The organism is Pseudomonas sp. PDM02 (genome assembly GCF_014852285.1).
Classification (GTDB): Bacteria; Pseudomonadota; Gammaproteobacteria; order Pseudomonadales; family Pseudomonadaceae; genus Aquipseudomonas; species Aquipseudomonas migulae.
In genome coordinates this window covers 58,892-77,253 of record NZ_JACVBL010000011.1, presented here as the reverse complement: position 1 = coordinate 77,253, position 18,362 = coordinate 58,892, and the positions used below count along the sequence as shown (strand labels likewise).

The 18,362-nt window shown below is 59.2% G+C and carries 16 protein-coding genes and 1 pseudogene; 10 read left to right on the top strand and 7 right to left on the bottom strand.

Going from position 1 to position 18,362, the window contains the following annotated elements:
* Positions 1–91: 91 nt before the first annotated feature.
* From IB245_RS19980 to cmoB, 9 genes and pseudogenes are all read left to right on the top strand, one after another.
* Positions 92–643, top strand: a complete 552-nt coding sequence (locus IB245_RS19980) for an NUDIX hydrolase (RefSeq protein WP_008042386.1) — start codon at positions 92–94, stop codon at positions 641–643.
* Between the two features lie 51 nt (positions 644–694).
* Positions 695–1,198: a L,D-transpeptidase family protein gene (locus IB245_RS19975; RefSeq protein WP_008025576.1), complete on the top strand. Its 504-nt coding sequence runs from the start codon at positions 695–697 to the stop codon at positions 1,196–1,198.
* Between the two features lie 205 nt (positions 1,199–1,403).
* Positions 1,404–3,821 (top strand): endopeptidase La, encoded by a 2,418-nt coding sequence (gene lon, locus IB245_RS19970; protein ID WP_008042395.1) that lies wholly within the window; start codon positions 1,404–1,406, stop codon positions 3,819–3,821.
* A 115-nt stretch (positions 3,822–3,936) separates the two neighbouring features.
* Complete coding sequence (locus tag IB245_RS19965) at positions 3,937–4,548, top strand: hypothetical protein (RefSeq protein WP_192228452.1); 612 nt, start codon at positions 3,937–3,939, stop codon at positions 4,546–4,548.
* Positions 4,549–4,610: 62 nt separating this feature from the next.
* Positions 4,611–4,735: pseudogene (locus tag IB245_RS29420) on the top strand (hypothetical protein); the annotation flags it as partial.
* A 218-nt stretch (positions 4,736–4,953) separates the two neighbouring features.
* Positions 4,954–5,346 (top strand): protease inhibitor I42 family protein, encoded by a 393-nt coding sequence (locus tag IB245_RS19960; protein ID WP_008042397.1) that lies wholly within the window; start codon positions 4,954–4,956, stop codon positions 5,344–5,346.
* Positions 5,347–5,348: 2 nt separating this feature from the next.
* Positions 5,349–5,984 (top strand): lysoplasmalogenase, encoded by a 636-nt coding sequence (locus IB245_RS19955; RefSeq protein ID WP_192228451.1) that lies wholly within the window; start codon positions 5,349–5,351, stop codon positions 5,982–5,984.
* Positions 5,985–6,136: 152 nt separating this feature from the next.
* On the top strand, positions 6,137–6,916 hold the full coding sequence (gene cmoA / locus IB245_RS19950) for a carboxy-S-adenosyl-L-methionine synthase CmoA (RefSeq protein ID WP_177318187.1): 780 nt from the start codon (positions 6,137–6,139) through the stop codon (positions 6,914–6,916).
* The gene (gene cmoB / locus IB245_RS19945; RefSeq protein ID WP_192228450.1) at positions 6,913–7,869 is read left to right on the top strand and encodes a tRNA 5-methoxyuridine(34)/uridine 5-oxyacetic acid(34) synthase CmoB; all 957 of its coding nucleotides are present in this window, start codon (positions 6,913–6,915) and stop codon (positions 7,867–7,869) included. The genes cmoA and cmoB overlap by 4 nt, the downstream gene beginning before the upstream one ends.
* Positions 7,870–7,982: 113 nt before the next feature.
* Here the strand turns inward: cmoB and tadA are convergent, their stop codons facing one another.
* From tadA to treP, 7 genes are all read right to left on the bottom strand, one after another.
* On the bottom strand, positions 7,983–8,480 hold the full coding sequence (gene tadA, locus IB245_RS19940) for a tRNA adenosine(34) deaminase TadA (protein WP_008042399.1): 498 nt from the start codon (positions 8,478–8,480) through the stop codon (positions 7,983–7,985).
* Positions 8,480–9,856 carry a multicopper oxidase family protein gene (locus IB245_RS19935; RefSeq protein WP_192228449.1) on the bottom strand — a complete coding sequence of 459 codons (1,377 nt, stop codon included), beginning with the start codon at positions 9,854–9,856 and terminating at the stop codon, positions 8,480–8,482. Before IB245_RS19935 ends, tadA begins: the two co-directional genes overlap by 1 nt.
* Before the next feature lie 125 nt (positions 9,857–9,981).
* Positions 9,982–10,272 carry a PTS transporter subunit EIIB gene (locus IB245_RS19930; protein WP_008042402.1) on the bottom strand — a complete coding sequence of 97 codons (291 nt, stop codon included), beginning with the start codon at positions 10,270–10,272 and terminating at the stop codon, positions 9,982–9,984.
* Between the two features lie 2 nt (positions 10,273–10,274).
* Positions 10,275–12,809: a phosphoenolpyruvate--protein phosphotransferase gene (gene ptsP / locus IB245_RS19925; protein WP_192228448.1), complete on the bottom strand. Its 2,535-nt coding sequence runs from the start codon at positions 12,807–12,809 to the stop codon at positions 10,275–10,277.
* Between the two features lie 62 nt (positions 12,810–12,871).
* Entirely contained in the window at positions 12,872–14,095 is a 1,224-nt protein-coding gene (locus tag IB245_RS19920; protein ID WP_008025558.1) for a maltoporin, read from the bottom strand.
* A gap of 104 nt (positions 14,096–14,199) precedes the next feature.
* A complete protein-coding gene (treC, locus tag IB245_RS19915; RefSeq protein WP_192228447.1) occupies positions 14,200–15,849 on the bottom strand; it encodes an alpha,alpha-phosphotrehalase in 1,650 nt (549 codons plus the stop codon).
* Positions 15,850–15,884: 35 nt separating this feature from the next.
* On the bottom strand, positions 15,885–17,327 hold the full coding sequence (treP, locus tag IB245_RS19910; protein ID WP_008025554.1) for a PTS system trehalose-specific EIIBC component: 1,443 nt from the start codon (positions 17,325–17,327) through the stop codon (positions 15,885–15,887).
* A gap of 238 nt (positions 17,328–17,565) precedes the next feature.
* On the opposite strand from treP, the gene treR reads away from it, so the two are divergent.
* Positions 17,566–18,270, top strand: a complete 705-nt coding sequence (gene treR, locus IB245_RS19905; protein WP_192228446.1) for a trehalose operon repressor — start codon at positions 17,566–17,568, stop codon at positions 18,268–18,270.
* Positions 18,271–18,362 lie beyond the last annotated feature (92 nt).

The following is an 18,362-nucleotide window of genomic DNA, read 5'->3' as shown; positions in this document are numbered from 1 at the left end:
AACCCCCCGAACTGCGGAGTGTCGCTAAACGACAACTTGCCGACAGACACCGCCGCACGCCAAGATAGGCGCAGCATTCAGGAACCCAAGCATGAAATTTTGCAGTCAGTGCGGCAACCCGGTCACCCAGCGCATTCCCGAAGGCGATTCGCGTCTGCGTTTTGTCTGTGACAGCTGTCAGGCGATTCACTACCAGAACCCCAATATCGTCGCCGGCTGCGTGGCGACCTGGGGCTCGAAAGTGTTGCTGTGCCGGCGCGCCATCGAGCCACGGCTCGGTTACTGGACCCTGCCCGCCGGTTTCATGGAGAACGGTGAAACCATCGAGCAGGCGGCCATTCGCGAGACCGCCGAAGAAGCCTGCGCGCGGGTGCGCAACTTGAGCATCTATACATTGATCGATGTGCCGCACATCAGTCAGGTGCATGTGTTCTTTCGCGCAGAGCTGGTGGACCTGGATTTTTCCGCCGGTCCCGAGAGCCTGGAAGTGGCACTTTTCGACGAAGCCGACATCCCGTGGTCCGACCTGGCTTTCCGCACGGTGGGCCGTACCTTAGAATGCTTCTTCGCTGACCGGCGGACCGAGGTCTACCCCGTGCGATCCGAGTCGATCCCGCCGCTTGCTCAGCCTGCCATCACTTAAAAAACATCTATAAATAAAATAGCCGCGACACCTCTTAGGGATATCGTTTCAATGCGCTGGTTGCTTGCCCTGTTTTGCTTGTCGTTCGTCGCTATCTCCCAGGCTTCCGTAGCGGAAACGCTGGACGGCAAAGTCATCGACAAAGTCCTGGTTCTCAAGTCCGCCCACCAATTGCAATTGATCAACGACGGCAAGCCGCTGAAGACCTATCGCATCTCCCTGGGCAAACGCCCCAAGGGGCCGAAACTGATGGAAGGTGACAAACGCACGCCTGAAGGTTTCTATTGGCTGGATTGGCGCAAGGTCAGCGATAAATTCAACCTGGCGATGCACATCTCCTACCCGAACATCAGCGACTCCGCGCGCGCCCGGCGCGAAGGCGTCGAGCCCGGCGGCATGATCATGATCCACGGCACGCCGGACACCGAAGAAAACCCTGAAAACCTGTTCCACACCCTGGACTGGACCGACGGCTGCATCGCCATGCGCAACATGGACATGCGCGAGGTATGGGGCCTGGTGCCGGACGGCACGATGATCGAGATCCGCCCGTAACGCCCATGTTTCTCAAAAAGCCCGCTGACCATTACCGGTCCAGCGGGCTTTTTCATTGGCGCACCCTTTGCGGCGCCGAAGGATCCAGCACTTAGCGATGCGTAGCTGTCGGAAAACTGAACGCACATCACGAAACACCCCCGACCATTGAAACCACCCCCCACCTGCCCCATCTAAGACCCATACCCCATTGCGCAGGTGCCCCATGAGCGACCAGCAAGAATTCCCCGAAGACCCGAGCGACTACGCCGACCCCGAAAACGCCCCGCACCACTCCACCGGCAAAGGCCTCGCCCTGCCCGGCCAGAACCTGCCGGACAAGGTCTACATCATCCCGATCCACAACCGCCCGTTCTTCCCGGCCCAAGTGCTGCCGGTGATCGTCAATGAAGAACCGTGGGCTGAAACGCTGGATCTGGTGAGCAAATCCGATCATCACTCCCTGGCCCTGTTCTACATGGACACGCCCCAGGAAGACCCGCGCCATTTCGACACCTCGGCCCTGCCGCTCTACGGCACGCTGGTCAAGGTGCACCACGCCAGTCGTGAAAACGGCAAACTGCAATTCGTCGCCCAGGGCCTGACCCGCGTACGCCTCAAGACCTGGCTCAAGCACCATCGCCCGCCGTACCTGGTGGAAGTCGAGTACCCGCACCAGCCGACCGAGCCGACCGACGAGGTCAAGGCCTACGGCATGGCGCTGATCAACGCGATCAAGGAACTGCTGCCGCTCAACCCGCTGTACAGCGAAGAGCTGAAGAACTACCTCAACCGCTTCAGCCCCAACGATCCGTCGCCGCTGACCGACTTCGCCGCCGCCCTGACTTCGGCGACCGGCAGCGAGCTGCAAGAAGTGCTCGACTGCGTGCCGATGCTCAAGCGCATGGAAAAAGTCCTGCCGATGCTGCGCAAGGAAGTTGAGGTTGCGCGGCTGCAAAAAGAAATTTCCGCCGAAGTTAACCGCAAGATCGGCGAGCATCAGCGCGAGTTTTTCCTCAAAGAACAGTTAAAAGTCATCCAGCAAGAGCTGGGTCTGACCAAGGATGACCGCAGCGCCGACATCGAGCAGTTCGAACAGCGCCTGGTCGGCAAGGTGTTGTCGACGCAGGCGCAGAAACGCATCGAAGAGGAAATGAACAAGCTGTCGATCCTCGAGACCGGCTCGCCGGAGTACGCGGTCACCCGCAACTACCTCGACTGGGCGACCTCGGTGCCGTGGGGCGTGTATGGCGAGGACAAACTCGACCTCAAGCACGCCCGCAAGGTGCTGGACAAGCACCACGCCGGTCTTGACGACATCAAGGACCGCATCCTCGAATTCCTCGCCGTGGGTGCCTACAAAGGTGAGATCAGCGGCTCCATTGTGCTGCTGGTCGGCCCGCCAGGCGTGGGTAAAACCAGCGTCGGCAAATCCATCGCCGAATCCTTGGGCCGGCCGTTCTACCGCTTCAGCCTCGGCGGCATGCGCGACGAAGCCGAGATCAAGGGTCACCGTCGCACCTACATTGGTGCGATGCCGGGCAAACTCGTGCAAGCGTTGAAAGACGTCGAAGTGATGAACCCGGTGATCATGCTCGACGAAATCGACAAGATGGGCCAGAGCTACCAGGGCGATCCGGCCTCGGCGCTGCTGGAAACCCTCGACCCGGAACAGAACGTCGAATTCCTCGACCATTACCTGGACCTGCGTCTGGACCTGTCGAAAGTGCTGTTCGTCTGCACCGCCAACACCCTCGATTCAATCCCCGGCCCGTTGCTCGACCGGATGGAAGTGATTCGCCTGTCGGGTTACATCACCGAAGAAAAAATCGCCATCGCCAAACGTCATCTGTGGCCCAAGCAGCTTGAGAAGGCGGGCGTGTCGAAAGGCAGCCTGAGCATCAGCGACACCGCGTTGAAGGCGCTGATCGACGGTTACGCCCGTGAAGCCGGGGTGCGGCAGTTGGAAAAACAACTGGGCAAACTGGTGCGCAAGGCGGTGATGAAGTTGATCGATGAGCCGAAAGCGGTGATCAAGCTCGGCCCGAAAGACCTCGAAGCCTCACTCGGCCACCCGGTGTTCCGCAACGAGCAAGTGCTGTCCGGTACCGGCGTGATCACTGGGCTGGCCTGGACCAGCATGGGCGGCGCGACACTGCCGATTGAAGCGACGCGGATTCACACGCTCAACCGTGGCTTCAAACTCACCGGACAACTGGGCGACGTGATGAAGGAGTCAGCGGAAATTGCCTACAGCTACGTCAGTTCGAATCTGAAGTCGTTTGGCGGGGATCCGAAGTTCTTCGACGAGGCTTTCGTCCACCTGCACGTACCGGAAGGCGCCACCCCGAAAGACGGCCCGAGCGCCGGTGTGACCATGGCCAGCGCCCTGCTCTCGCTGGCACGCAATCAGCCGCCGAAAAAAGGCGTGGCCATGACCGGCGAACTGACGCTGACGGGGCATGTTCTGCCGATTGGCGGGGTGCGCGAGAAGGTGATTGCGGCGCGGCGGCAGAAGATTTTTGAATTGATTCTGCCGGAGCCTAACCGTGGGAGTTTTGATGAGTTGCCGGATTATCTGAAGGAAGGGATTACCGTGCATTTCGCCAAGCGCTTTGCGGATGTGGCGAAGGTGTTGTTTTAATTCATCGCCTCACTGCACAACGACCACCTGTCGGAGCTGACACTTCTGACAGGTGGATTCATTTCCCTGCCCTGATAAAACGGTTGCTCATATCCTCATTAAAGTGAGAGCAATCATGGAAGAAAAAACGCAATTAGCCCCCCCGACTATCTTGAGTCCAAAAGAGAGGGACGAGGTTGAAAACCTGTTAATGGAAGGAGTAGGCGAACCGGGCGCCTTCATTGAATTGAGCTTTCAGTATTGGGATGAAAAAAAATGGCAATACATAACTGAGGTAAAGCAGGACGGGACCTGGAGTTTTACACCAGAAGCAGAAGAGTTTAAAAGACCTGCGCAGGCTTGGGTTCGTGTAAGGCAAGGGCGGCATTGGCCAGAAGAAATATCCGAGTCAAGCGAAAAAGTGAATTACAAAAAACTGCTCGAACCACCAGAAATAACCAAACCCCTTGAGGGAGAGTCACTTCCTCTGATCGAGCAAACTATCCAAGGAAATGCATACCACTTCAGTACTCGGGTCGACATTGAACTGATCAAGGTAAGCCCATTACCGATTGGCACATACAAAACCAGCATAACCCCTGATGGCGGTGGTTTTTGGAACGCAACACCCAACTGGGCGCTGACCCCAGGGGACTATGTAATGAAGGCCATGCAAACACATACAGACATTCATGGAAAAACACATGAGTCGAACTGGACTCACGACTTGCCCATCATCATAAAGTGACTCTGCTGTTGCTCCGTAAAAAAGCAGAAAAGTGCATAGCGGGTATAGCTGAAAATCTGTGGCAGAAGATCTTTGAATTGATTCTGCCAAAACACAATTTCGGCAGTTTCGGCGAGTTGCCGGAAAGAAGGGGATTACCGTGCATTTCGCCAAGCGGTTTGCGGATGTGGCGAAGGTGTTGTTCTGATCGTCATGTAGTGGCTGCACGATTGCTATCGCGAGCAGGCTCGCTCCCACAGTGGTTGGTGGTGTTCGCAAATCTCGTGTCCACTGCGAATCCCCTGTGGGAGCGAGCCTGCTCGCGATGGCGTCAGCACTGACAGCGCCGACTTCCGCAGCTGTCACACTTTGTCTCATCTTCAGTTATGCTCGCCGTTCGTCGTGAATGCCGGAGCCACTGCCCCCATGTCCCCCACCCGCCTGTTTGTCCCCTTCGCCCTCGCCTTGCTGGCCGCGTGCGCCACGCAACCGAAACAGAACGTGACCGTGGAAAAACAAAGCGAATGCCCCGTGCAACTGCACAACGGGCAAAACCTGATCCTGTCCCTGCCGAGCAACCCGACCACGGGTTACCGCTGGGCGATCCAGGATTCGGCCGGTGGCGTATTGCGCGCTCTGGGGCCAGAAGTTTATCGAAACCCGGAAGATGCCGGTGTCGTGGGCGCAGCCGGTGTGTCGACCTGGCGCTTTCAGGCGTTCGCGGCCGGTTCGGGGCGCTTGCGCCTGACTTCGCAACAACCCTGGGCGCCGGAAGTGCCAGCGGTGGAAACCTTCGACTGCGCGATCTCGGTTAACTGATCATGGGCTGGCTGATTCTGGCGCTGATGGGCGCGGTGACCTTTCTTTACGGCCTGAGCGTGCACGCCGCGCTGCTCTGCCTGCTGGTCAAACCGTTGCCTGTGCTGGCCTTGCTCGGCTGGCTGCACGATGCACCGCCCAGCGAATATCGACGCTGGATCAGCCTGGGCTTGATCTTTTCCCTGCTCGGCGATGTCTTGCTCGCGTGGCCGGGGGATTTGTTTGTGTTCGGCCTCGGGGCGTTTTTGGTCGCGCACCTTGCCTATCTGAAAGCTTATTTGAGTGATTGCCGGCGGTTGGCGGTGCTGCCGTTGATCCTCGCGCTGGGCGTCGGCGCGGTGCTGTTGGGGATTTTGATTGCCAATGGTCTGGGCCCATTGCTGATCCCGGTGATCGTCTACGGTCTGGCCATCAGCGCCATGCTTTGGCGGGCACTGGCTCGCCTAGGCACCGATGTACCGAAGCGCTCGGCGCTGCTGGCAGCGGGCGGTGCGCTGGCGTTTGTGTTTTCGGACAGCGTGATTGGCATCAACCGGTTTGTTGCGCCATTCGATGCCGCGCCTTATGTGATCATCCTCAGCTATTGGTTGGGGCAGTGGGGTATCACTGCCTCGGCGTTCGGTCCGAAACCGCGCTGAATTCATCGCGAGCAGGCTCACTCCCACAGGTACAGCGCAATCCCTGTAGGAGCGAGCCTGCTCGCGAAGCAATGTCCCTGAACACGAATATCTAAAAGCCTGCCCACCGCTTTATCAGACAACCCGCGCATCCCCGCGCCAAGTTGGCTAAAATGCCGGCCTTTTCCACATACGCCGCTGGAACCGCCGTGAGCAAAGAACCCGATCGCCTTTTCGCCCAGCCTTTGGCCCAGGTGCCCGACTTCGCCTTTAACGAGGACGTGGTGCGGGTGTTCCCGGACATGATCAAGCGCTCGGTGCCAGGTTATCCGACCATTGTCGAAAACCTCGGCGTGCTCGCCGCGCAATTCGCCCAGCCCAACAGCGTGCTCTACGACCTCGGCTCGTCCCTCGGCGCCGTGACCCAGGCGTTGCGCCGTCACGTGCGCACCGATGGCTGCCGCGTCATCGCTGTGGATAACTCGGCGGCGATGGTCGAACGCTGCCGCGAATACCTCAACGGTCAGGATTCGATGTTCCAGGAGTTGCTGCCGGTGGAAGTGATCGAAGGCGACATCCTCGCCCTCGACTTTCAGCCAGCCTCAGTGGTGGCGCTGAACTTCACTTTGCAATTCATTGCTCCCGAGCAGCGCACCGCGTTGCTGAGTCGCATCCGCCAGTCGCTGCTTCCCGGTGGTGCGCTGATTCTGTCGGAGAAACTGCGCTTCAACGACCCAGAAGAACACGCGCTGCTCACCGACCTGCACGTCGCGTTCAAGCGCGCCAACGGCTACAGCGAACTGGAAATCGCCCAGAAGCGCAGCGCCATCGAAAACGTCATGAAGCCCGACAGCCTCGAAGAACACCGTGAGCGCCTGCTGGCCGCCGGGTTCTCGAAAGTCGTGCCGTGGTTCCAGTGTCTTAACTTTGCCTCGTTGATTGCCTTGCCATGATTGATCTGTCCCCTCTCGCCCGCCGTCTGGCCGGTACACCGCTGGCCGAATGGGCCAACACCCTGCAGGCGCAACTCGACAAGAAAATGGAAAAGGGTCATGGCGACCTCGAGCGCTGGCAGAGTGCGCTGGACGCCTTGCCAAAAATCCGGCCGAGTGAAGTCGACCTGCTGAATGACCTGACCCTGGACACCGATTGCGACGCTGAGACCCGCGCGCAAATGCGTACCGCATTGATGGGGTTGTCGCCGTGGCGCAAAGGCCCGTTTGATTTGTTTGGCGTGCACGTCGACACCGAATGGCGTTCGGACTGGAAATGGTCGCGCGTCGCGCCGCATCTGGACCTGAAGGGCAAACGCATCCTCGATGTCGGCTGCGGCAATGGTTACTACATGTGGCGCATGCTCGGAGCCGGCGCGGACAGCGTGATCGGCGTCGACCCGAACTGGCTGTTCTTCTGTCAGTTCCAGGCGGTTCAGCGCTATTTGTCCGAGCCCAATGCCTGGCACCTGCCGTTTCCTTTTGAAGACCTGCCACCGGAACTCGAAGGCTTCGACACGGTGTTTTCCATGGGCGTGTTCTACCACCGCCGCTCACCGATCGAGCATCTGCTGGCGTTGAAGGACTGCCTGGTCAAGGGCGGCGAACTGGTGCTGGAGACGCTGGTGATCGAAGGTGATCAGCAACAGGTGCTGGTGCCGGAAGACCGTTATGCGCAGATGCGTAACGTGTGGTTTTTGCCATCAGTGCCGGCGCTGATGCTCTGGTTGCGGCGTGCCGGCTTCACGGACGTGAAGTGCGTGGATGTCAGCGTGACGACCGTCGAGGAACAGCGCGGGACGGAGTGGATGAAGTATCAGTCGTTGAGTGATTTCCTCGATCCCGAGGATCACAGCAAGACGATTGAAGGGTTGCCGGCGCCGATGCGTGCGGTGATCGTCGCCCGTAAGTAAAAGCTTCGCGGGCAAGCCTCGCTCCTACAGGTTATGCGTCGGTCGCGGAATTGGCGTACGACACAACCCCGTAGGAGCGAGGCTTGCCCGCGAAGGCTGCTTCATTGTCGCCTCTAGTCTGCGGGCTTGGCGCGCCGGGCCTTGAAGAATTCACTGAGCACCGCCCCGCATTCCTCGGCCAACACCCCACCTTCATACAACACCCGGTGATTCAAAAAGCCCTGGGTAAAGAACTGCCCCTGACTCTGCACAATCCCCGCCTTGGGCTCCAGCGCGCCGTACACCACCCGCGCAATGCGCGAATGCACGATCAGCCCGGCGCACATGCTGCACGGCTCAAGCGTCACGTACAGCGTACTGCCGGGTAAACGGTAATTGCTGGCGGCCAGTGCCGCTGCGCGGATAGCGACCATCTCGGCATGCGCGCTCGGGTCGTTGCCGCTGATCGGGCAATTGAAGCCGCGACCGATGATTTCACCGTCCTGCACCAACACCGCGCCTACTGGCACTTCACCCAGCGCAGCGCCTTGTGCGGCCAGCGCCAGCGCTTCGCGCATGAAGTCACGATCACGACTGCGGTCGATGATCGCGGCGGGACGAATCTGACGCATCACGCCACCTCGATCGCGGCCATCAGGCCGGTTTCCATGTGGTCGATCACATGGCAATGGAACATCCACACCCCTGGGTTATCCGCCACCAGCGCCACTTGCGCCCGCTCGTTCTTGCCCAGCAAATAGGTGTCGGTGAAATACGGGATGACCTTGTGCCGGTTCGAGGCAATGACCTTGAAGCTCATGCCATGCAGGTGAATCGGGTGCTGGTACTGAGTCATGTTCTTCAATTCGAAAATGTAGCTTTTGCCCTTCTCGAGCTTGGCAATCGGGCGATCGGCGCAGGTCTTGTCGGTGATGTCCCAGGCCTTGCCGTTGATCTGCCACAGGCTCGGCGGCCGGCCGTTGTCGACGTTCACCGAAACCGAGCCGACCCATTCGAAATTGAAGTTGAGTTTCTCGGCATTGGCCAGGTCCGGCTCGGCCACCGGGTTGGCGGGCAGCGCGGGCGGCCACTCGGTTGGGGCATCGGTGTTCGCCACAGAGCGGAACGTGCCCAAACGTACCGGGCCGTTGCGCAGGGATAATTCTTCACCGGCCGCAGGTGCCTTGATTGCCAGGCAAATGCGCATGCCCGGCCCGAGCCAGTATTCCTTGCCCAACGGACGCGGTTCGACGGGATTGCCGTCCAACGCGTAGATCTGCGCCTCGACACCGGGAATGTTGAGGCGATAGGTCAAGGTGTTATCGAGATTGAGCAGGCGCACGCGGGTGATCTGCCCGGCCGGCAAATCGATGACCGCCTGCGGCACACCGTTGATCGTCGCCAGACGCCCCGCCGTGCCGCCCCGGGCCGCTTCCCGGGGAATGCTGAACTCGACGAAATTGCCCACCTCGTCGACATGCCAGCTCTTGAGGCTCAAGGTTTTCTCGTACTTGAAACCGGTCGGCTCGCGCTCTTCGACAATCAACGGCCCCACCAAGCCTCGGCCCAGTTCTTCGCTGCTGTTCACATGCGGGTGATACCAATAGCTGCCGGCATCGGGCACGCGGAATTTGTAGTCGAAGTATTCACCCGGCAGCACCGGCAACTGCGAAACGTAGGGCACGCCGTCCATCTCCAGCGGCAGGCGGATGCCGTGCCAGTGAATGGTGGTCGCCACCGGCAAGTGGTTGATGAACCGCACCCGCAGCCATTCGCCCTGACGCACGCGCAACTCGGTGCCCGGCGCCGATGGGCCGAACGCCCAGGCTTGGGTCTTGTGCCCGGCCACCAGTTCGACGTCCAGCGGCGCCGCAATCAGCTCATAGTCGTGGCCCGCATCGGCGTCGGCCATCTTGCCCAGCCAGTAACGCGACGCGCCCCCCGCACCGACGCCAACGACAACAAGACCGGCCAGGCCACCGAGGATTTGGCGACGGGTAAAGGACATGAACTCAACTACCTCACGTATCAGCGACAGGTCCGGGGACCTGGAAAAGGCGAATACGATACACCTGCGGTTGAGAAACGGTAAGGGCGACCGAGAGACGCACATCATCTGTGGCGAAGGATCGGTTATGGCTGAAGGCCGGTGATCAGGTGCACCACGCCGCCCTCCAGCATCATGACGCCTGGCACACCTGCCAGATTCAAAGCCTGTCGATTCATCCGCCCCACATCGCGCAATTCCACCCGAACCCGGGTCAGCGCCACAGGCTGCTGCGACTTGAGGTTATCCACACCACCCAACGCAGCCACCACATTCGCTGCCAGGCCAGGCGCCGATGGCGCAGCCACCTTCGGTTCATCCACGATCAGATCCGGCGTCAAGGCTTTCCAGAACGCTCGCTGCATTTTCTCGAACATGTTCAGTTCTCCATAACAAGTGAAGTTTCGACCGTCGCGTCGCGATACAGCCTCAAGACCTCGCGTACTTGCCCGGCACTTTCCAGGCCCAGGATCTGTTGGGCGATGGCCTGGCAATCCGCCAGGTCCACTGTGCGAACCGCCGCTTTGACCGCCGGAATCAACGGCACGCTCACCGACAACTCATCCACGCCCAGCCCCAGCAAAAGCGGCGTGGCCAGGGTTTCGGAGGCCAGGGCGCCGCACACGCCCACCCACTTGCCGTGGCTATGGGCGGCTTTCACGGTGCTGGCGATCAATCGCAGCACCGCAGGATGAAAACTGTCAGCCTGACTGGCCAGCCGCGGATGATCGCGGTCCATGGCCAAGGTGTATTGGGTCAGGTCATTGGTGCCGATGGAGAAAAAATCCACTTCGGGCGCAAACAGATCAGCCATCAGCGCCGCTGCTGGCACCTCGATCATGATCCCCAGCTTCGGCAGTTCCGTGAGGCCCAGGGCCAGCGCCTCCTCTTCGAGCAGTTGACGAGCCACACGCAACTCCGACAGCTGCGTCACCATCGGCAGCATGATGTGCAAACGCGTCAGTCCCGCACAGCTCAGGATTGCCTTGAATTGATCGCGCAACAGCTGCGGACGCTCCAGGCACAGACGAATCCCGCGCACGCCTAGAAAGGGGTTGGTTTCACTGTCCATTGGGACATAGGCCAAAGGCTTGTCACCACCAACATCCAGCGTGCGCACCACCAGATTACGCGCAGGCCCGAGAGCTCGGGCGATGGCGCTGTAGGTGGAGGCCTGCTCGTCCTGGCTCGGCGCATGATGGCGATCCAGATATAGAAACTCCGAACGCAGCAAACCCACACCCGCGCCTCCCAGCGCCATGGCCTGTTCGGCTTCAGCCAGCGAAGCGATGTTGGCTGTCACCTCGACATGATGTCCGTCGCGAGTACAGGCAGCCAGTGACGCCTGCGCCAATTCACGGTGCTGACGTTGCTGCGCAAGCGCACGCCTGGCTTGAAGTTCTTCAATGGCGGCCAGATCCGGGTCGAGCTGCAACTCCCCCTTATCGGCATCGAGCAACACCTGGGTACCGTTGACCAGCGCCAGCACTTGCACCGGTAACCCGCAGATCGCCGGCAAACCAAACGCCCGCGCCAGGATCGCGACATGGCTGGTGGCGCCACCGCCGACCGTGGCAAAACCCAGCACCTTACGGGTATCGAGCCCGGCGGTCTGGGACGGTGTCAGTTGTTCAGCAATCAGAATGGCGCCTTCAGGCAACTCCAGCTCGCGGTCCCGCACGCCGAGTAGCAACTTGAGCACTCTCTGACTGACATCGGCCAGGTCTGCCGCTCGTTCGGCCAGCAGCGCATTGCCCAGGCTTTTGAATAAGGTTGCCGTCGACCCGGTGGCCGCACGCCAGGCGAATCCGGCGCTTTTGCCTTCGTCGATCAGCACATGAGCCGCCTCCAACAAACCCGGGTCTTCGAGCAGTTCCTGATGCGCCCTGAAGATCTCTGCCTGAGCATCGCCCGTGGCGTTATCACGCATCTGCTGCAACGCTGAAAATGCCTCGGTCAACGCTGCGGACAGATGATCGCGCTCAACCCGCGAACTCTCACCCCATTCGCTGACATCAAGGACCTGCTCGGCGATCTGCACCACTTGGCCAAATGCCGAACCCGCCGAAGCACATACCCCACGCAGCACCTTGGGTGATGATGCCTCCAGGGGCTGCGGGGCAACATCCGCCGTCACGGGCACGGTCTCGCCGCATCCGGCGGTCAGCAGCTCGGCCAGTGCCTTGATCGCCTCCTCAGCATCCGGGCCGACCGCACTGATTTGCACAACATCATCGTGAACGGTCTGCAATGCCATGATCGCCACCAGGGATTTCGCATTCGCACTCTCCTGCTGTTTATGCAGGTGAATGCTTGCCGAGAAACCTTTCGCCGCTTGGGCGAACACCGCCGCAGGACGGGCGTGCAAGCCGTTCGGGTTGGGCAACGTCACCGGTTTGGAGAACAGCGCCTCGCCCTCTTTAGCCACAGACTCATCCGTTGTCAGCTCGACAGAATTCAAACCCAGCAATGGCTGACCACTGTCTACCCACCCGGCTTCCGCCGTCAGCCAAGTGAACGGCTCACCGCTGACCACCAGCATCAAGGTCAGCAGGCTGCGTGCATTCAACGCAACAAAATCAGCATCGAACTCGATCAGCGACTGCCCGACGGCAACCTGCTGCCCCTCCTCCACCAACCGCGTGAACCCCTTTCCTGCAAGGTTCACCGTGTCGAGCCCAATGTGCATCAACACCTGCACGCCATTTTCATCGGTGATGCTGACCGCATGCCCACTGGCCTGCACATTGCTGACAACCCCTGCCAACGGCGCGCACAACGTTGTTGAAGCCGGATCGATGCATAGCCCATCGCCGATGATCCGGCTGGAAAAAACTCGATCGGGCACAAGGTCCAAGGGCATCAATACGCCGGACAGGGGTGCGTGAAGCTGCAATTGTTGGGGTGTGGCCATGACTTCACCTGCTGTTCTGTTCTTTGAAGTGCCGATGGAGCGCGACGCTCCGACAGCATCGCTTATTTCCACCAGTACTCGACCTGCAATCCGACGTTCGCACCGTGTCGCGCCGTGCCGAAGGCTCCGGTGTCGGACAACGCTGAACCCGCTGCCAGTTCATTGGCCGCACGCTTGGCCGCCTCGTTCCAGCTGGCATAGGTGTAATACAAGCGCACTTCGGGCCGCGCCCAGAATTCAGGCCCCTTGGGCGACCAAGTCGGGGCAAAGGTGAACTTGCTCAGCTTGCGCGTGCCACCTGTGGCTTCGACCTGATCGTGACCCAGCTCGGTCACCAGTTTGAACTGCTCGGTAATCGCGTAGGCCGGCCGAACGCCCAGGGAAATCCAGTTCTGGTCTGATCCGTCGGGGCGAATATCCTTCTGGTAAACCGCCTCGACCTGCCCGCCAAACCGGGGCGTCACCTGCCAGTCGAAGAACTCCACCACCCGGTAGCTTTTATTGCTGTCATCCAGTTTCACGTTACCGGTATAGCCCAACCCGGTGCCCGGCCCTTCACCGTACTGAAACGCGAGTTTGTTCTTGCCACCCAGAAATCCTTTTTGCACATGCTGGGTGGTAATCGCCCAGCCACGATGAGCGTCGCGGCTGTCGGGTTTGTCGATGTAGCTCAGGCCAAACTCCAGCTCACCGCCGGGGTTAGTGTTGAAACCGGCAACGTTGAAATCGTGACGATTGATGTAATCCTTCTGGTACAGGTTGTCCTTGCGCGAAAAGGCGTAGCTGTATTTCAGATCTCCGATCAGCACGTCCTCGATGCCGCCGCCGGTGGCGCTCTGGTTCCAGTAGTAGAAGTCGGAAATGTGGATGTCGTTCCGTTTGTAATAGCGGCGACCGGCCCACAGCGAACCGCCGTTGAGGCCAGGCATGTTCGACCATTGCGCGTATAGCTGCGGCAGACGCACCGAGCCGTTGTCGCCATTGAACGTCAGGTCCTTGTCGTACTGGTTATACAGTGAGGCCATGCCATCGACACTTAGCACCGAACCGTCATCCAGCGTGTACAAGTCCTGACGAAGTTCCAGTTCCCCATATTGCTCGCACTCGTTACCGAGGCGGTATTTGGTCTGTGCTCCGGGCAGTTGGAAACACTGTTGTTTACCACTGTTGACCGACGTACCGACGCCGCTGCGCAGGTAACCGCCGAACTCCAGCGCATGGGCCGTCAGTGGCAACGCCAGGCAAATGCCAGCGGCTGCAAGGCCGCGATTTATTGTTGTTTTCAAGAAACACTCCATTATTTTTATTGTGTGCAGCAGCAAAATCGGCGCGCAAAACTCCCCCGCGCAGCGTTCTGCGTGTTTTTGAAACGGTGTTTTTTTGTGAGGGGTCAGTGGTCAGTCAAGTGCAAGACAAACGACTCATACGGTCGTAAAAACACCTGTCGATTTCGCTGCGGACAGTCCGCATAGTTGCTGATGACCAAGCGCTGAGTCATGAACTCAGCGATCACTGCATCCGGCAATTCAACTTCGCAAGGCGTCCCGTAAAAGTTGTTCAATACCAGCAACCGTTCGCCGCTTCCTTCCCGTACATAAGCCCAAACTTGCGCGTGCTCAGGCAACAGCTGACGGTAAACACCGTCGGATATCAGCACTTCGGTACGCCGCAAATTGATCAACTGGCGGTAGTGATGCAGCACTGAATCCGGGTCGTCGAGTTGAGTGGCGACGTTGATCTGCGCCGAGTTGGCCGGTACGCCGATCCAGGGTTGCGCCGTGCTGAAACCAGCGTTCGGTCCGGTATTCCAATGCATCGGCGTACGGCCGTTGTCGCGGGACTTCTGCATGATCGCCGCCATGTTGTCGGCATCGCTCGCACCCGCCTCGCGCTTGAGCCGGAAGATGTTCAGGGTCTCGACGTCTCGATATTGATCGATGTGATCGAAACCCGGATTGGTCATACCCAGCTCTTCGCCCTGATACACAAATGGCGTGCCCTGGAGAAAATGCAGCGCGGTGCCGAGCATCTTCGCCGACACCACACGGTGCTCGCCGTCATGACCAAACCGCGAGACCACCCGAGGTTGGTCGTGATTACACCAGAACAGCGCGTTCCAACCTCCGCCGGCCTGCATGCCGGTTTGCCAGTCGGAGAGGATGCGCTTGAGCTCGAGGAAGTCGAAATCGGCGCGAATCCACTTTTGCAGGTTCGGGTAATCGACTTTCAGGTGATGGAAGTTGAAGGTCATCGACAGCTCTTTGGAGCCCGGCCGCGAATAACGAATACAGTGTTCGAGACTGGTAGACGACATCTCGCCGACATTGATCAGGTCATGGCCTTCGAACACTTCGCGGTGCATTTGCTGCAAGTATTCGTGAACATTCGGCCCGTCGGTATAGAAGCGTCGGCCGTCGGTATTGTCCTCGGGAAAGTCCGCCGGTTTCGAGATCAGGTTGATCACATCCAGCCGGAACCCGCCCACACCTTTATCCCGCCAGAATCTCATCATCTTGAAAACTTCGGCGCGCACCTTCGGGTTGTCCCAGTTCAGGTCGGCTTGAGTGTGATCGAACAGGTGCAGGAAATACTGACCGGTCTGAGCCTCGTACTCCCATGCCGAACCACCAAACTTGGACTCCCAGTTATTGGGCTGATCACGCCAGATGTAGAAGTCGCGATACGGATTGTCGAGACTGCTGCGCGCCTGCTGGAACCAGGTGTGCTCGATCGAGGTGTGGTTGACCACGATATCGAGCATCAATTTGATCCCGCGCTTGCCGGCCTCGGCGATCAGCAATTCACAGTCGGCCATGGTGCCGTAGCTCGGATCGATGGCGTAGTAATCGCTGATGTCGTAACCGTTGTCACGCTGGGGCGAACGCAGGAACGGCGTGATCCACAGGCAATCGACGCCCAGCCAGTGCAGGTAGTCGAGCTTGGCCACGACGCCGAGCAAATCACCCGTGGGATTGCCTGCGTGGCTGTAAAAACTCTTCGGGTAGATCTGGTAGATCACCGAACGTTGCCAGTCTTGCATGGCTGTATTCCTTCTTGAACTGCGATAGCGATCTATCAGGCGACCCGATACCCAGGCCGAACAATCTTCATGCTCAACCCACAGGTCAAAACAAACGGCACGACCATGGCGATGATCATCCCGATCACAAACATCGGGATGAACTGCGGAATGATCGAGATAAATCCGGGTAAACCGCCGACACCGATGGCCGAGGCCTGGACCTTGTTCATCGACAGGAAGATGCCCCCCAGCGCCGAGCCAATCAGTGCGGCGTAAAACGGAAACTTGTAGCGCAGGTTGACTCCGAACATCGCCGGTTCGGTGATGCCGAAATAGGCCGATATCGCTGAGGTCGACGCCATGGACTTGTCCCGCGCATTACGGGTCATGTAGAACACCGCGAGCGCCGCGCTGCCTTGGGCGAGGTTGGACATGACGATCATCGGCCAGATGAAAGTACCGCCCTGGGTCGAGATCAGCTGCAAGTCGACCGCGAGAAACATGTGGTGCATGCCGGTGATCACCAAGGGGGCGTAAAGCAGGCCGAAGATCGCGCCGCCGACCATCGGCGCCAGATCAAACAGGGTGACCACACCTTCGGTGATGAGAATCCCCAGATGCCGGGTCACCGGGCCAATGACCGCCAGCGCCAGCACGCCGGTAACCACGATGGTGGTGATCGGCACCACCAGCAATTGCACCGCATTAGGCACTCTCGCCCGCAGCCATTTTTCGATGACGCTCATCACGTATGCCGCCAGCAGGATGGGCAGGATCTGCCCCTGATAACCGACCTTTTCGATCTGGAACAGACCGAGGATGTCGAAATACGGCAGGCTCTGGCCGTCGAGACCTGCGACTGCCTTGCCATAGTTCCAGGCATTGAGCAGATCGGGATGAACCAGCATCAGGCCGAGCACAATGCCGAGGATTTCGCTGCCGCCAAATCGCTTGGCTGCTGACCAGCCCACTAGCGCAGGCAGGAACACGAACGAAGTGTTGGCCATCAGGTTGATCAGGCTCCAGAGCCCGTCAAGCTTGGGGTAAGCGTCCAGCAGGGTCTGGCCCTCGATGAACATGCCCTTGGCGCCGATCAGGTTGTTGATGCCCATCAGCAGGCCCGCGATGATCAACGCCGGCAGGATCGGCATGAACACGTCGGAAAACACCCGCACCAGACGCTGCATGGCGTTTATCTTGTCGGCGCTTTTCTGTTTAACGTCGGCGATTGTTGACGCGGCAAGACCGGTTTGATGGCGAAGCTCTGCGTAAACCTTCTCCACCTCGCCAGGACCGATGACCACCTGGAACAGGCCGCCGGTAAAGAATGAGCCTTTGACCAGGTCAATCTGGTTCAGCGTGGCGCTGTTGACCCGGCTCGGGTCCTTGAGGGCAAGGCGCAGGCGTGTGACGCAATGCGCGGCTTGCTCGAGGTTGTCGCTGCCACCGAGGCTTTGCAGCAGCTCGCTGACGATGTTCGGATAGTCGTGGCTCATGCTTGTTTTTCCGCTGTGGTTTTTTGTTATTGGCAGCACGCCGAAGCGAAAAGTACTCGTCTGTACGAGTTAAATCAACAACTCGTACAGACGAGTTTGAATTTGTTGGCTTGTCACCCGACCGGCGGCGATTTTTCCCACCCTCTCAGACGATGAAAACCCAAACCCGCATGGACAAACCCCTACCCTGCCCTTAAGGTTCGAAACCTTGAGCACATTGCGGCACAGAGCCATCCCCATGAGTAAATACAACCAGATCTACAGCGATCTGCTTGCCAGCATCACGACCGAACGTCTGGAGCGCGGCGCCCGGTTGCCCTCCGAAACCGAACTGATGGACAGCTACCAGGCCAGTCGCGGCACCGTGCGCAAGGCCATCGAGCAATTACAGGAGCGCGGGTTCGCCCAGAAAGTCCACGGGAAAGGCACCTTTGTGTTGTCGACCGACCCGATCGAATTTCAGTTGGGCGGCATCGTCAGCTTTCAGGAAACCTATCCGCGACTGGGCAACAACGTCAGCACCGAAGTGGTCGAGTTCAGCCAGATCCCTCTCGAAGGTGCGCTGCTGGAACATATCAAGGCTGAAGAAGGCAGCCTGATCACGAGGATCAAACGCGTACGGCGGATCGATGGAAAACGAGTGATCCTCGACATCAACCATTTCGTCAGCGACGTGATCCCCGGACTATCGCGGGACATCGCCGAACACTCGATCTACGCCTTCATCGAACAGACCCTGCAACTGCAAATCGCCTACGCCCAGCGAACCATCGAAGCCATGCCCCGCAGCAAGGACGACCAGCAACACCTCGACCTCGACGGCCAGAGCCATGTGATCGTGGTCAGCAACCATACGTTTCTGCAGGACGGCCGGCAGTTCGAGTACACGGAATCACGGCACACCCTCGACAAGTTCTACTTTTCGGATGTGGCACGGCGCTGACCCTACAGGTTCTTGAATCGCGTTTGGGCATAACTATGTAGTGCACCTCCTGCATGGAAACGGGCAATCATCGCTGCCCATTTCTCAAGGAG

What these genes read in the sequence shown, in the direction of transcription:
- IB245_RS19975 (WP_008025576.1), top strand. Translation starts at nt 695, where the DNA reads ATGCGCTGGTTGCTTGCCCTGTTTTGCTTGTCGTTCGTCGCTATCTCC.
- IB245_RS19965 (WP_192228452.1), top strand. Translation starts at nt 3,937, where the DNA reads ATGGAAGAAAAAACGCAATTAGCCCCCCCGACTATCTTGAGTCCAAAA.
- IB245_RS19930 (WP_008042402.1), bottom strand. Translation starts at nt 10,272, where the DNA reads ATGTTCGAGAAAATGCAGCGAGCGTTCTGGAAAGCCTTGACGCCGGAT.
- lon (WP_008042395.1), top strand. Translation starts at nt 1,404, where the DNA reads ATGAGCGACCAGCAAGAATTCCCCGAAGACCCGAGCGACTACGCCGAC.
- IB245_RS19980 (WP_008042386.1), top strand. Translation starts at nt 92, where the DNA reads ATGAAATTTTGCAGTCAGTGCGGCAACCCGGTCACCCAGCGCATTCCC.
- treC (WP_192228447.1), bottom strand. Translation starts at nt 15,849, where the DNA reads ATGCAAGACTGGCAACGTTCGGTGATCTACCAGATCTACCCGAAGAGT.
- IB245_RS19955 (WP_192228451.1), top strand. Translation starts at nt 5,349, where the DNA reads ATGGGCTGGCTGATTCTGGCGCTGATGGGCGCGGTGACCTTTCTTTAC.
- cmoB (WP_192228450.1), top strand. Translation starts at nt 6,913, where the DNA reads ATGATTGATCTGTCCCCTCTCGCCCGCCGTCTGGCCGGTACACCGCTG.
- treP (WP_008025554.1), bottom strand. Translation starts at nt 17,327, where the DNA reads ATGAGCCACGACTATCCGAACATCGTCAGCGAGCTGCTGCAAAGCCTC.
- cmoA (WP_177318187.1), top strand. Translation starts at nt 6,137, where the DNA reads ATGCCGGCCTTTTCCACATACGCCGCTGGAACCGCCGTGAGCAAAGAA.
- IB245_RS19960 (WP_008042397.1), top strand. Translation starts at nt 4,954, where the DNA reads ATGTCCCCCACCCGCCTGTTTGTCCCCTTCGCCCTCGCCTTGCTGGCC.
- IB245_RS19935 (WP_192228449.1), bottom strand. Translation starts at nt 9,856, where the DNA reads ATGTCCTTTACCCGTCGCCAAATCCTCGGTGGCCTGGCCGGTCTTGTT.
- ptsP (WP_192228448.1), bottom strand. Translation starts at nt 12,809, where the DNA reads ATGGCCACACCCCAACAATTGCAGCTTCACGCACCCCTGTCCGGCGTA.
- treR (WP_192228446.1), top strand. Translation starts at nt 17,566, where the DNA reads ATGAGTAAATACAACCAGATCTACAGCGATCTGCTTGCCAGCATCACG.
- tadA (WP_008042399.1), bottom strand. Translation starts at nt 8,480, where the DNA reads ATGCGTCAGATTCGTCCCGCCGCGATCATCGACCGCAGTCGTGATCGT.